A 13995-nucleotide genomic window follows, 5' to 3' on the forward strand; every position below is an offset into this window, starting at 1 on the left:
TTGGAGACAGCAAAAACTAACAACGTATAAGCGTACAGTATAGCGCTGGATAGAAAGTGAACACCATTGACTTTCAATGATGTTCACTATTGTTTCAACTAATTGAGATCTGATGCGATCTCATCAACAAATGCTAGTAGTAAGAAAGCTTCTCTGATTTACCGGAGAATATCTTATATACCATGGCCGTATAAGCCAAAATAATAGGCACAACAATAACTACACCGACTAGCAAGAAGCGCAGGGAATTAGCGTCACTGAGCGCATCCATCACCGTCATCTGCCCAGGTATAATAAACGGGTAGTAACTAATGCCAAATGCGCTAAAGCAAAGTAAAAATACAAGCAAGGCTATAAAGAACGGAAGCCATTCACCTTTACCTTGAGCGTCAGGCAGTTTCTTAAGCAATACCCCACACAATGCTAAAAGCGCAAAACACGCTACGGGAATAGCGAAAAGCACATAGCCCCAAGGCGCTGATAGCCATAAGTCTCGCACGTCATCGTGTAAAGTTAAGTTAGCGATACTTACCGCAGTAATTCCCACAGCCAGTACAATTAAACCTCGGCGTGCCCAATAATATGCTTTTTCTTGAAGCTCACCTTCGGTTTTAAGTATTAACCAGCACGAGCCAATGAACGCATAGGCTGCGGTAACACCGAATGCAGCGAGTAGTGCAAAGCCTTGTGCCCAAATATCCGTACGAAGCCCTGTAACATAGATACCCAACATGTAACCTTGAGCTAATGTGGTTAAAAGCGAACCGTATTTAAATACCAAATCCCACTTACGCTTTTTCACTTGAACAACTTTAGCGCGAAAATCGAACGCCACACCACGTAAAATAAGCCCTAATAACATGAAGGTTGCAGGCAAGTACAAGGTTTGTAAAAACTCACTATGGGCTTCAGGAAAAGCAATGAGCAATAAACCTATGGCAAGCACAAGCCATGTTTCATTGGCATCCCAATAAGGCCCAATTGAGGCTATCATATCGTCGCGAAACGACTCTTTTCTAGGCGGAATCAATACACCTACACCTAAATCATAGCCGTCTAAAATAGCGTACAGCAATACAGATAAACCAAGTAAGCCCACATAAATATTTCCGAGCATCTCTGCTGATATGTTTTCAAACATGTTTGCTCTCCTTAGACCGTGCTTGGGTCGGGTTCAGAAGGTTGCATCTTCGCTTTGGCGACTTCCCGCTCTTCTGTCGTGATCTCTTCGATCTCTACCGCTTTTCTGCACATCAACATAAGGGTTCCCATGTAGGCGATTAAAAGCACGGTGTAGATAACGAGGTAGAGCGTGAATGACAATGCTATATTGGCCGGCGGCAGTTGAGTAACTGCGTCTGCAGTTTTCAACACACCACTCACTAAATAGGGCTGACGACCTATTTCTGTTACGTACCAGCCAGCAAGGGTGGCTACCCAGCCGCTAAAGGCCATACCTGCGAACGTGCGTTTTAGCCAATCAGGAAAGTCTTTGTTTCGTATAAGGTAAAGACTGCCAAGCCATGAAACGGCCAGCATCAACATGCCCATACCCACCATAACTCTGAAGCCGAAGAACACAGGGGCAACAGGCGGATGCTCGCCCTCAAACTCATTAAGCCCTTTTATCTCGCCCTTAAGTTCATGGGTAAGAATTAAACTTGCACCATAGGGAATGGGTATTTCAAAGTGGTTCTCTTTGCTTTCTTCATCTGGAATAGCGAAAAGCAATAAAGGAGCGCCTTCAGTGGTTTCCCAAAGTCCTTCCATCGCTGCTACTTTCTGCGGCTGATGTTCAAGGGTATTTAAACCGTGCATGTCGCCCGCAAAAATTTGCAAAGGAATTAGCACGGCCGCCGTATAGGTTGCGGTTTTAAGCGCGAGCTTAGGCGCAAGCTTGTCGTCGCCTTTAAGCATGCGGTATGCCGAAAGCCCCGCTATTAAGAAACTAGCTGTCAATCCGGACGCTAACATCATGTGTACAAAGCGGTAGGGGAAAGAAGGATTGAATATAATTTCTTTCCAGTTGGTGGCATACACCACACCATCGACTACTTCAAAGCCTTGTGGGGTTTGCATCCAGCTATTAAGCGCTAGTATCCAGAATGCAGAGGTTGTGGTGCCAAGGGCAACAATCAGAGTAGACGCTGTATGCAGCCAGTTAGGAACACGGCGTATACCAAATAGCATGATGCCTAAAAACGTGGCTTCTAAGAAAAAAGCGGTCAGTACCTCGTAACCTAAGAGCGGACCGGCCACGTTACCCACTTTCTCCATGAATCCAGGCCAATTAGTGCCAAACTGAAATGACATTGTGACGCCGCTAACCACGCCTAATGCAAAGCTTAGGGCAAATACACGGACCCAAAAACGATACATGCGCATCCAAACAGGGTGACCTGAGATGTTAGAGCGCAGCTTAAAATAAAAAAGAAACCAACCCATCGCCATGGTGATGGTTGGAAATAAAATATGGAAACTAATATTTAACGCAAATTGTAAACGAGACAGCAAGAATGCATCCACAGAGAGCCCCCTTAGTTAACGCTGTTTTTCCCCGGAAGCAGCTTGTCCTTAAGCTCAAGCATACGGCCCACGCCAGAACCTAACTTCATCAACGTGTTTAGCTTTTCAGGTCCAAGATTTTGAAGCTCTTCAGACCATGCCGTAATTGATTCGAGTAAATCATGAATTTCGTTCAGTTTATGTTGAGCGTTCGCCTCCTTTTCATTTGCAGGTGCATCGAGCAGCAGATCCCGAAGCAGGCTCATTGTTGGGTCTATTTCGCGCTTCCTGCGCTCTTCAAAAACCCGGTTTGCCAATGTCCATATATCGCCAGCGGGAATAAAGAACTCTTTTCTTTCGCCAGGAACATGATGTTGTTTAACTAGGCGCCATGATTGAAGCTCTTTCAAACCCATGCTGGTGTTGCCTCTCGAGATATTGAGCGCATCGGCAACCTCTTGTGCCGAAATGGGCTCTTCGTTTAATACAATAAGTGCAAGAATTTGCCCTACGGTTCTATTAAAACCCCAGCGGCTTCCCATTTCGCCAAAGTGCATAACTGCAGATGTAATTAAAGGCGTCATCTTCATACTAATCTTCCAGAAGTTTCAGAAATTACTGAAAGTTTATTGTGTAAGATCAAAAAAGGCAACAATAAAAAGCTTTGTAAGCTAAATTTTGTTGATAATTTAATAAAAGTTAATTAGGAAAGTTTCAACGATATTGCATGCTTTGGTTGCAATAAGTTGTTATCGTGGTTGTGTAATTAAAACCCTCATGAAAGTTCGCTTTCAAAATTTCTCGGCCAAGGCAATGCAGCACGTTACAGATAAAAAGATAAAGACGCTTCAGAACTGCGAAGATGAAGCTATTCACCTAATCGAAAGTGTTCAAAGCTTTGGTTACGTTATAGCGGTAGACCCTGAAACTAAAAAAATTCAGGTGTTCAGTGAAAACATTAATGAGCTATTTAAAGTCAGTATCATTGCGGGTGAAACTCTCATCACTGAGCTCATAGATACCCCTTCCGAAGATGCTCCCACTTTTCAAAGTATTTATCAAAGCGTAAAAGGCGGAGACACGCGCCGAGCGTATCAATGGAAATTTGCCGACAACGCGCTTCATTTAGACAACTGGGAAAAAGAGGGGAGCGGTGTCGCGTTCGATTCAAACGGTTTACTTGTTATTGAATTAGAGCCTACCCCGCAGCTTAGCTATGAAGCTGCCCAACAATGGGTACCGATGGACGTAGATATTCGCACATTGCTTCCTGATGTGGATGGGTGCGAGTCTATCGGTGATGTCGCAGACGCCATTGCGGGCGTATTCAAGCGCTACATAGGGTTTGATTCGGTGATGGTTTATCAGTTCGATAAAACCTATAGCGGAGAAGTAATTGGCGAAGCAAAATTACCAGCTTCACGCTCTTTCAAAGGTTTGAAATTTCCGGCATCTGATATTCCTAGCCAAGCCCGAGCTCTGTACTTAAAAAATCGCGTACGTTGCGTATTTGACGTAGAACAAAACCCTATTGCTTTAAAGCCAACAGTGCAAGAAGCAGAGCGACCGCCACTGGATTTATCCATGTCTATGGTTCGTTCAGTGTCGCCGGTTCATATTACTTATCTTAAAAACATGGGTATACGTTCATCGTTTTCAGTGTCCCTTGTGTTTGAAGGTAAACTTTGGGGGTTACTTGCTTGTCACAATAACGAGCCTAAATATATCGACCAAAAAAAGCGTTTGGTATGCGAATCCCTCGGTCATCTCTATGCGTGGCAGCTACATACTAAAGCCTTGCATGAAAAGAAAGAGCAGTTTCAAATTCGCCAACGTAAGCTAAACACTATTATTCACCAGCTTACTGGCTTTGCTAACCCGCTTGAGGCGATAACCCAAAAAGAAAAAGGCCTTTTGGATGTTGCCAATTCATGTGGTATGGCGGTTATTACCCCTGTAGATAAATATTTAGTAGGTAAAACTCCCTCTGAACAAACATTAACTCGCCTTCTCGACAAATTCGTCATTCCAAACTCTGAAGAGTCAATTGCTATTAGCAAGCTGGCGGAAGAAGTGTCGGAGCAATGTGACCTTAATGGCATTCGCGGCATGTATATATCCTGTGTATCTGCCAAGCTTGGTTACTACACGGTTTGGTTTAGAGAGCAAAAAGACAAAACTATACGATGGGCGGGCCGCGAAGCCGCGAACAAAGATGTTGGTAAGGTACTAACGCCTCGTAATTCCTTTGATATGTACTTACAAAGTGTTGCTGATGAGTCGGTAGAGTGGAGCGAGGATGATCAGCTTATAATAGAAGGTTTTGATCACCTATTTATACCTTACGCGCTAAGCTTAAAAGCGTCGCTCGATAAGCAAATTAGTAAATTAGAAGAGTTAGATAAAGCTAAAGATCAGTTTTTGGCGAGTATTTCCCATGAACTTCGTTCACCACTTAATTCAATAGTTGGGTGGACAGATTTAGCCCTTATGGATGTGGGGGATGTAGAAAGAATGAAAGATGCGCTGGGGGTCATCAAACGCGCCGCATCTACTCAAGCCGCCTTAATAAACGACATCTTAGATCTATCACGCATTATATCGGGCACCATGAAGTTGAGTACCCATTCGCTAAATATTGCCTCGTCTATTTCCGAAGTAGCCAAGTCATTTGAAGCTGGCTTTGCCAGCAAGAATATTCAACTTTCAATAAATTGCGATGACGCACATACCCAGATATTAGGCGATAGCTTACGCATAAAGCAGGTTATTAATAACTTATTAAGCAATGCGCTCAAATTTACGTCAAAAGGCGGTACTGTGCATGTACGTGGCAAAAGAGAGCATTCAAACTACCTATTTCGAGTGAGAGACAACGGAAAAGGTATGACACGTGAACAAATATCCCATGTATTTGAGCGCTTCTATCAGGGCAACGATTCCCACAATAGAATTGGACTTGGGTTAGGTTTGTCCATTGTAAAAAGCTTAGTTGAAATGCACGGTGGTGAAATTTACGCAGAAAGCGATGGGCCTAATACGGGTACTACGTTTTACGTTACATTGCCTATCGCTCCATTGAGCTTGCATGATGAAATAATCGAAACTAAAAATAGTGAAATTAGTGACCTAACAGAGTCTTTGCGTCTAAGTGGTTTGCGAGTCTTGGTAGCGGAAGACGAACAGGACGCACGCGATTTTATAAAGCTATTTTTGGAGTCTAACGGAGCTCGCGTCAATGTGGTTAAAAATGGCTTGCTAGCGTGGAAAGAGCTCAACGACATGCCAGAAGCTTTCGATCTGCTGCTCTCAGATATAGGTATGCCGGAATTAGATGGATTAGGTTTGATGCTTAAAATGAGAGCTAGTCAAAACCCTGAAATCGCCAAGCTTAGTGCCGTTGCGCTTACTGCTTATGCTTACACTTCTGACAGAGTAAAAGCACTTAAAGCGGGTTTTAATAACTATGTATCCAAGCCAGTTGATGGCGAAGAGTTGCTAACAATTCTGGAAATGTATTTACCAGAAACATCGCACTAACAGCGTTTACTAAAATTATCTATGCGAACTGTTATTATCTACCAGCGGCGAAGCAGCTGCTGGTAGACAGTTTTGTCTAGAAGCGACTCGCGAGCTGACACACTTTCTTTAACAGGGAGTACTGTACGAGCCTCCTCCAACGATGCATACTGCTCACCGTCTACATAAAATACGCTGCTGTCAGAGGTAGGCTTACCGTCAAGAGAGTAGGCGGTGTTTAGTAAGTCAGTGCTCGTAGTTATGCTGCTGTGCCCAATAAAATCAGCTATGCCATCGCCATCCACATCCTTTGTTACCCACCCTAGAGCAAGAGGCTGATTGAATTCTCCGTTATTCTGCAGCGTCGATACGGCCTGGTTAAATTTTTCAATAACGCTTTCAGCTCTCGCAACATTTTTACTAAGAGCTATTTGAAACCCTGTTTTTGCCAAAGGCTTTGCTGAAAAGTGCAGTGTTTCTTCACTATCGTTAGCAAGCATAATGTTTAGCTCCTGTGCGAGAAGCTGGGTTGTAATCAAGTAAGGTGCTCTATCATCGGCAAGTTGGCGAAAGGCATCAAAAGTAGTGGGGTTGCGCGACCACTTTATATCTTTAAGCAATCGGAATGAGGGCGTGTTAGCAAAGCGGTTTTCAATGGCAACCCGATTGCCTTTTAAGTGTGGAAAAAGTCTAACTTCCTCTACGTTTGCCTCTTTACTTACCGCATAAAGATAAACAGGCAAGTAGATTTCAGACATTAAGTAATTACTGTTGTCCTCGCCCAAATTCATGTAGGCAAACTCACCGTCTAGTTTACCTGTCAGCACGGAGCTGCCTAAAAAAGCTTGCCGCATAACCTGAAGTTGGATATCTAACTCAGCCTTTTCAAACACCTTTTCGAGCAAAGCATTAATTCGAGCAGACTCACCATCATCACTAATATAAGTTTCAAAGCTAGCGGCACCCAAAGTCGTGGGAGCGGCATGTAATGGCAAAGTGTTAACTAGACAAAGGGTTAGGCTTATACCTAACAGGGAAAGGCGTCGAGTGAAAAAAGAAAGCGAAAACGCGCTGAATTTTACCAAAAGTGAACTCCGAACTGCCGACGTGCATTCTCTACACTGTAATGTAGTTAGTCACTTAATTCCAATAAACCCGCACTGGTTTAAATTAACAAAATGTAAGCGGCATCAATAGATTGTGCGCAATGCTGGCGTCTGGGTAGGCTTTTGTTGAGTAAAGTCATTCGTGACGATAAGCCAGTTTCATTACCAGCTTAACGTCACGAACTTGATTGGGTGCGTGCTTGGATGCGTATTGGTTCGCTGAGAATAAAAGCTCAACCTAAACGCTTATTCTCCAAAGCTTCCCGCAGGACCTGGATAAACGACAACGCTTTCAACACCGTCCTTGTTAACGCTGGCAACGCCAAAAAAGTAGTTGTCGATAACGACGTTTTCAAGCATAGCTTCAGTTACATTACCCACATACTTACTATATTCCCATTGCGGAGCATCAGTATGCCGCCAATATACTTTGTATCCCTTTAGTTGAGGGTTCTCTTCAGCATCTAGTGCATCCCACTTCAAAAAGGTTGAGGGCTGAACGGCGCCGGCAATTTCTACGTTTGCAGGTGGGTTAGGCGCCCACGCCATTGCTGCAAGAGAAACAGCGTTTAAACCGGTAAGCTTAGCGGCGTAGTCAAAGTTAACGCCATCTAAGGTATCACCATAGGCAATACCGTCTTCTACGCGAAGGTCTTGGTGCTGGCGGGTGTAGTTTTCATTAGTTTCCATAATACGAATACCCGGGTAGCCCAAATCATTGAACGGGCGATGGTGACCACCACGACCAAAGCGGTCTAGGCGATAAATCACCATAGTGTCTAAATTTTCAATGTATTTATCGGCGATTTTATCGGATATAGCGGGCAAGGTTTCGGCTTGGCGAGTCAACTTCTCCCCCAGTGAAACGGCGCATGCGCGCCTCTTTTTCCGTTTCGGTTACGCGTGTACCTTCGGCAAACAAGCGAGCGGTGGTGTTATTAATCACACCGTTAACCCCTTCGATATTGCCTATCATGTCATTATTGAGCACGGCTTTAATTCTCCAGCCGTCTTTTTTGGCTTGGTTTGCCATAATACGCCCGCCGAAAAGCCCTTGCTCTTCGCCAGATAGTGCAGCATACACGATACTGCCGTTAAACTTGTACTTTGATAATACTCGTGCCGCTTCAAGAGTTCCGGCAACACCCGAGGCGTTGTCGTTTGCACCCGGTGAGTCAGACGTGAAATCCATGACATCAGATACTCGTGAGTCAATGTCGCCAGACATAATCACATAGCGGCCCGGATCAGTACTACCACGCTGAATCGCGATTACGCTAACCACTTCCACTGGGTCTGGAATACGTTTCTCACCACTAATCACTTCTGATTGGTAGTACACTTCTAAGCAACCACCGCACTCAGCTGAAATTTTATCAAATTCAGATTTAATCCAGCGACGCGCAGCGCCTATACCACGGGTATCAGACTCGGTTTCAGAAAGGGTATGGCGAGTACCAAAGTTCACCAGCGTAGTAATATCTTTTTCAATGTTTTCGGCAGAGACACTTTTAGCAATATCGTAAAGTGCTTGCTGCTGTTCGCTTTGTGCGTGAGCAGCGAAAGAAACGGTGCCGCTCAATAATACAGCAGATGCCAGCAGACTGTTTTTACTTATTTTTGCGCTTAAGTTAGCAAGTACGGATAGGTTTTTTATCATTGTTTTCTCCAGTGTTTATCTTTTCACCATAACCAATACGTGGCTTGTCTACAATTGGAGTAAACCTGTTTAATGGTTGGTCATCGCAAGTCATTGCGATTGAAAAGCGGAGTAAGGCGCTGAGTATAAAAAACGATCTGTAACAAAGAACGAAAAAACCGGCATTCGCCGGCTTTCACAATATGAGGTTTACGCTAGCGCCTAAATAAACGCAAACGCGTCGCCAAACAGGTTCTCAACTTTTAAGCCGCGCTGAGTAAAATCGTCGCGCACTACTTTTGCCATTTCGAAGCGGCCGGCAACATATACTTGAACGTTCGCAAAGTCAGCGTGGTCTGCCATTACCGCATGGTGTACCCAGCCCGTTCTGCCTTTCCATTCGTCACATGCAAACTCTACAACCGGCACAAATGTGAAGTGATCGTTAGCTTCAGCGAGTTCAGTTAGCTTGTCAGCTAAATACAAATCAGCCGCGTGTTTTCCACCCCAATAAAGGGTAAGTGGTGTTTTGTCACCGCTGTTAAGATGCTCTTGCAGAATTGAGTAGGTATACGAGAAGCCAGTACCACCAGCAATTAGCACCATAGGCAAGCCATTGCTTTGCAAAAAGGCATTGCCATTACCCACATTTACGGTAATTTCGCCATCTGCACGCATGCGCTCTAGCACTTCACCAGCGTAGCTGTTGCCAGGCTCTGCACCAATGTGTAATTCAATGCGGCTATTATCGAAGGCGGCATTAGCAATAGAAAATGGGCGCATATCTTTTTCGCCCATTACCACCATAGCGTACTGACCCGCCTTAAACTCAACAGGGCTTTCCGGGGTTAATTCAACTTTTTGTACCACTTCGGTTAAAGGCGTGATGCTTGCAACCTTGCACTTAATCTCTGACATGTATTCTCTTTAAACCTTTTTGCTAGCGTGTCGCCTTTTTATGCGCTTTAAGACAAGCGCATGCTTTAATAATCGTTAATAGCGCTACATCGAGTCGCTACATAATACCAAGACTGTCCCAAATATCATCAACGCGTTTTTTAACGTCTTCGTCCATCACAATGGGCACGCCCCATTCACGGTCGGTTTCGCCCGGCATTTTATTTGTTGCGTCCATGCCCATTTTAGAGCCTAGCCCTGAAACCGGTGACGCAAAGTCCAAGTAATCGATAGGCGTATTTTCTATCATCACCGTGTCGCGGGCTGGGTCCATACGGGTAGTAATGGCCCAAATAACATCGTTCCAGTCGCGCGCGTTAACGTCGTCATCGCACACTATCACAAATTTTGTGTACATGAACTGTCGTAAGAAAGACCACACGCCCATCATCACTCGTTTGGCGTGACCCGGGTACTGTTTCTTCATGGTAACTACCGCCATACGATAAGAACAACCTTCTGGCGGCAAATAGAAGTCGACAATTTCAGGGAATTGCTTTTGCAAAATTGGCACAAATACTTCGTTTAGCGCAACACCTAAAATGGCTGGCTCATCGGGCGGGCGGCCTGTATAGGTAGAATGATAAATAGGATCTTTACGGTGCGTAATATGGGTAACGGTAAACACAGGGAAATCGTCGACTTCGTTGTAATACCCAGTGTGATCGCCATAAGGGCCTTCAGGTGCAGTTTCATCCTGTGCAATATAGCCTTCAAGCACAATCTCGGCACTGGCAGGTACTTGTAAGTCGTTACTAATAGACTTAACTACTTCGGTTTTATCACCGCGCAGTAGGCCTGCAAAAGCATATTCTGAAAGGGTATCTGGAACAGGAGTTACCGCCCCTAAAATGGTAGCTGGATCTGCACCTAGCGCCACAGACACAGGGTAGGGTTCGCCCGGATGGGTTTGACACCATTCACGAAAATCTAGCGCACCACCACGATGTGATAGCCAGCGCATAATGAGTTTATTTTTGCCAATAACCTGCTGACGGTAAATACCCAAATTCTGGCGTTTTTTGTGTGGTCCTTTAGTAACACTCAAACCCCAGGTTACCAAAGGTGCAGCGTCACCCGGCCAACAGCGCTGAACCGGAATTTTTGATAAGTCTATATCGTCACCAGTAAGCACAACTTCCTGACAAGGTGCTTTTTTTAGCACTTTAGCGGGCATATTCAGCACCTGTTTGAACACAGGTAACTTCTCCCAAAGATCTTTAAGCCCTTTGGGCGGCTCTGGTTCTTTTAGGTACGCCAGCAGTTTGCCCACTTCGCGTAGCGCTTCAACAGAATCTTGTCCCATGCCCATAGCTACGCGTTCGGGGGTACCAAATAAATTGGCCAGTACCGGCATATCGTGGTTTTTAGGGTTTTCAAACAACAGCGCAGGGCCGCCAGCACGCAAAGTCCTATCGGCAATTTCTGTCATCTCAAGGTCGGTATCAATGGGCTGGCTAATGCGCACTAACTCGCCTTTTGCTTCAAGCTGGCGAATAAAGTCGCGTAAATCTTTGTACTTCATCTGTTTGGCGTATCCACACACGTTATTTATGGCAAGAATATACCATTTTAGGGCAAAGTCCGATCAGTAAGCGGTGTGAAACCAACATTAAACGTTCTACAGACAAATTAACCTTTACAGTGACGCCATTTAGGTGTGATATAGCAATATGTTATGAAATTTAACAATTAGGGGCCAACAGCGCATAGCGTGCGTATTCTCACTTTAGCCCTTTTATTTTAGTGCTTTGCGATAACACGCTGTAGCAATGTGCGTATTAAAACCTAAATAACCCTTTTATGCCTAAGGTGGTTACATGAGTTCATTCGATCAGGACATGCTAGACGAGTTAAATTTGCTACTGAAGTTTCCTTCAGACAGTCTGCTTCAGGGGCTGAAAATCCATCACGATGCCAGTCAAACCATGGTGAACGCAGCGTCTAGGCTGTACTCGAAAGGCTTAATTACCCAGCCTGACGGTGGTTACCTAACTGATTTAGGTATTGATTTAGCCGACCATGCCCGTCATATCCAATCCGCTATGTGCCCGCGAAAAAGTAGTCATTAACCTAAACAATTTTTGCTATATCTTTTAACCGAGAGGCCAAAGTGAAAAATGCTTTGGCCGCTCGTGATTATTTACTTAAAGAAAAGCGTCTCTTGGTTAAGTTAATCTATAATAGGTCGATAACTAAACTAAGTTTGTGTTATCAACATTTTTTGCTTAGCTATGAAACAAATTATATCTACCGCGTTATTAATCTGTGCCTCCGTAGCGGGGTTTTCTGCTCATGCGCTTGAAGGTGAGACGATAGAAGAGCTGCGTGCCGTTCAGCTTTACAGCCAAGACGCGCTCATCGACATGATTAACGCGAATACCCACCTAGATAAAGTGGTAGAAGACAGGTGTCAGCTTGTTCAAGACATCGAAGCTCGCGCCGATGTGCTAAAAATTCCAGCCTACCAATTTTTATGGGGCGATATGCTGGCGTGGGGGGTATGCGTAGATGCTGAACCCGCTCGTGGAATTGGTTATATGGAAGACGCAGCGAATCAAGGTTTGCCAGCGGCACTTGAGCAGCTTGGACGTTACTATGCAAAGGGCACGCTTGTACAGCAAGATAAATCTCGTGCAGTGGTGTACTTACGAGAAGCGGCTGCGCTTAAAAACCTGAAAGCGCAGATTCGTTTGGTCGAGTTGTTTTTAGACGGTCACGGCAGCCCTTACGATTATGAAGATGCCTACCACTGGCTCTATAACTCTGTGACCAACGATAAAAAACAGCATCAGCAAATATCGTCTTACCTCGCTCGCTTAGAAAAATTAATGCATCCGAAAGCGGTGCGTGAAGCAAAGCGACCTTTAGATAGCTAAATGACATTAGTACCTAATTGGTATCAAACGCCTAATTGATTACGAGAGTAGATTTAAACACAAGGGGCAGCAGGCAATCAGAGCAACAGGAAAAAGCTAGCAGTTAGCATGAGCTGGCTTCTGCAATAGCGATAGCCTTTGTGCATTTATGGCTTCAGTGCATTTTCACTCGAAAAGGGGCTTAACGCCTTCGCCAGCCTGTAAACATAGGGCGAACTAACTGAATATTTCCCCTATGTTGCACAGCAAACACTGCAGCGATGTGTACTAGCACACATGTATAAAGCACATCGGCCATAATGCTGTGAATCCATTCCAGCGTACTATTACCGAACATGGCATCTATTTCTTCCATCATAAAACCGGTAATACCTAAGCCCAGCAGTAGCGTGATAACGGCCATTATCATTAGCCAGCCGAAAGGGTTGTGGCCATGGTGAGTGGGAATTTTCTTTTGTTTTACGTGTTGTATATGTTCAGCGAAGGCCTGTTGATGTAATGCTACGTTAGAAAAGCTTGCGTATTCAGTGGCAACCTTTTTACTAGCTTCGAATTTGGTTGATAAAAAGCCCCAGCTAACCCGTATGGATATAAGTGCTACCGCTATATAGCCGGCTATTTCATGATAAAGGCGACCTGGCTCCACAATAAAATAGTTGGTCACAAAGGTAACGACAAGGCCACAGTGGCATAGTCGCACCACCCAATCCCAAATATAAATGTCCGAAGGCGTATCTTTAGGTCTGTACATTACATAACTTTCTTAAGGTAAAACAAAAACGCTGCAATAGTTTGCAGCGTTTTTATCAAGTATTAAAGCAAGCGAGCTATCAGCCGTTTGCTAAAACACACTTAGTGCATTTCTTTCTTAACAATGCTGCCATCAACTGGGTTGAAATAAATTTCTACTTTGTTTTCTTCTTTGTCGAAGCCGTAGATTTCGTAGCAGTTGCCGCCTGTTACTTTAAACTCGTTAATTTTGTAACCTTGCGCTAGCAGTTGAGCCTGGAACGCATCTTGGTTTTGCCATTCAGCTTCAGGTGCAGTAGTACACTGCGTAGTACCGTGCTCCGCACTACAAGCACTTAATAGGGTCGCAGCGCCAATAGCCGTAGCCATCATTAATTTTTTCATTGCAGTCTCCATTTCGCTTTTTAGTTAAACGTTGTTTCTGTCCTACGTTAAATGAGTCTACTTAGTTTGCTCTATGATTCAAAGGGGCATATTGCAATAGCCATTTATCGCGGCTTAGATTTTTCGAATGGTATATATCTGTCACAAAAGTGCCTTTGACTTGTCACCTATGCTTCATCGAACCTTCGCAAAAGCGTTCTACATTCTTGTGCTTCGATAATTCTAAAAAGTAGGCAATGTCGCCAATCTACCGGTG

11 protein-coding genes and 1 pseudogene are annotated in these 13995 nt (G+C 44.4%); 3 read left to right on the top strand and 9 right to left on the bottom strand.

Annotation, left to right across the window (positions count from 1 at the left end; translation table 11 throughout):
• Positions 1-133: 133 nt before the first annotated feature.
• The 3 genes from ACXAER_RS12355 to ACXAER_RS12365 are packed head-to-tail and all read right to left on the bottom strand — an operon-like array spanning position 134 to position 3095.
• Entirely contained in the window at positions 134-1141 is a 1008-nt protein-coding gene (locus ACXAER_RS12355; RefSeq protein ID WP_474829629.1) for a cytochrome d ubiquinol oxidase subunit II, read from the bottom strand.
• An 11-nt stretch (positions 1142-1152) separates the two neighbouring features.
• The gene (locus tag ACXAER_RS12360) at positions 1153-2526 is read right to left on the bottom strand and encodes a cytochrome ubiquinol oxidase subunit I (RefSeq protein WP_474829631.1); all 1374 of its coding nucleotides are present in this window, start codon (positions 2524-2526) and stop codon (positions 1153-1155) included.
• An 11-nt stretch (positions 2527-2537) separates the two neighbouring features.
• Positions 2538-3095, bottom strand: a complete 558-nt coding sequence (locus ACXAER_RS12365) for a GbsR/MarR family transcriptional regulator (protein WP_136783374.1) — start codon at positions 3093-3095, stop codon at positions 2538-2540.
• Between the two features lie 223 nt (positions 3096-3318).
• Between ACXAER_RS12365 and ACXAER_RS12370 the strand changes: the two genes are divergently transcribed.
• Positions 3319-6045, top strand: coding sequence for an ATP-binding protein (locus ACXAER_RS12370; RefSeq protein ID WP_474829633.1), 2727 nt, complete (start codon positions 3319-3321; stop codon positions 6043-6045).
• A 38-nt stretch (positions 6046-6083) separates the two neighbouring features.
• Here the strand turns inward: ACXAER_RS12370 and ACXAER_RS12375 are convergent, their stop codons facing one another.
• The 4 genes and pseudogenes from ACXAER_RS12375 to ubiD all read right to left on the bottom strand — a co-directional run bounded on the left by ACXAER_RS12375 (position 6084) and on the right by ubiD (position 11251).
• A complete protein-coding gene (locus ACXAER_RS12375; RefSeq protein ID WP_474829634.1) occupies positions 6084-7109 on the bottom strand; it encodes a substrate-binding periplasmic protein in 1026 nt (341 codons plus the stop codon).
• A gap of 267 nt (positions 7110-7376) precedes the next feature.
• Positions 7377-8790, bottom strand: a pseudogene (locus ACXAER_RS12380) (M28 family metallopeptidase).
• A 201-nt stretch (positions 8791-8991) separates the two neighbouring features.
• Entirely contained in the window at positions 8992-9687 is a 696-nt protein-coding gene (fre, locus tag ACXAER_RS12385; protein WP_474829636.1) for an NAD(P)H-flavin reductase, read from the bottom strand.
• A gap of 97 nt (positions 9688-9784) precedes the next feature.
• Positions 9785-11251: a 4-hydroxy-3-polyprenylbenzoate decarboxylase gene (gene ubiD, locus ACXAER_RS12390; RefSeq protein ID WP_474829638.1), complete on the bottom strand. Its 1467-nt coding sequence runs from the start codon at positions 11249-11251 to the stop codon at positions 9785-9787.
• 295 nt (positions 11252-11546) lie between these two features.
• Here ubiD and ACXAER_RS12395 point away from each other — a divergent pair, with 295 nt between their 5' ends.
• A complete protein-coding gene (locus ACXAER_RS12395; RefSeq protein ID WP_474829639.1) occupies positions 11547-11798 on the top strand; it encodes a TIGR02647 family protein in 252 nt (83 codons plus the stop codon).
• A 162-nt stretch (positions 11799-11960) separates the two neighbouring features.
• Complete coding sequence (locus tag ACXAER_RS12400) at positions 11961-12605, top strand: tetratricopeptide repeat protein (RefSeq protein WP_474829641.1); 645 nt, start codon at positions 11961-11963, stop codon at positions 12603-12605.
• 181 nt (positions 12606-12786) lie between these two features.
• Here the strand turns inward: ACXAER_RS12400 and ACXAER_RS12405 are convergent, their stop codons facing one another.
• On the bottom strand, positions 12787-13356 hold the full coding sequence (locus ACXAER_RS12405; RefSeq protein WP_474829643.1) for a cytochrome b/b6 domain-containing protein: 570 nt from the start codon (positions 13354-13356) through the stop codon (positions 12787-12789).
• A gap of 101 nt (positions 13357-13457) precedes the next feature.
• Positions 13458-13739, bottom strand: a complete 282-nt coding sequence (locus ACXAER_RS12410; protein WP_014950922.1) for a PepSY domain-containing protein — start codon at positions 13737-13739, stop codon at positions 13458-13460.
• Positions 13740-13995 lie beyond the last annotated feature (256 nt).

The sequence above is a fragment of the Alteromonas sp. AWJ4_199 genome, assembly GCF_056159165.1.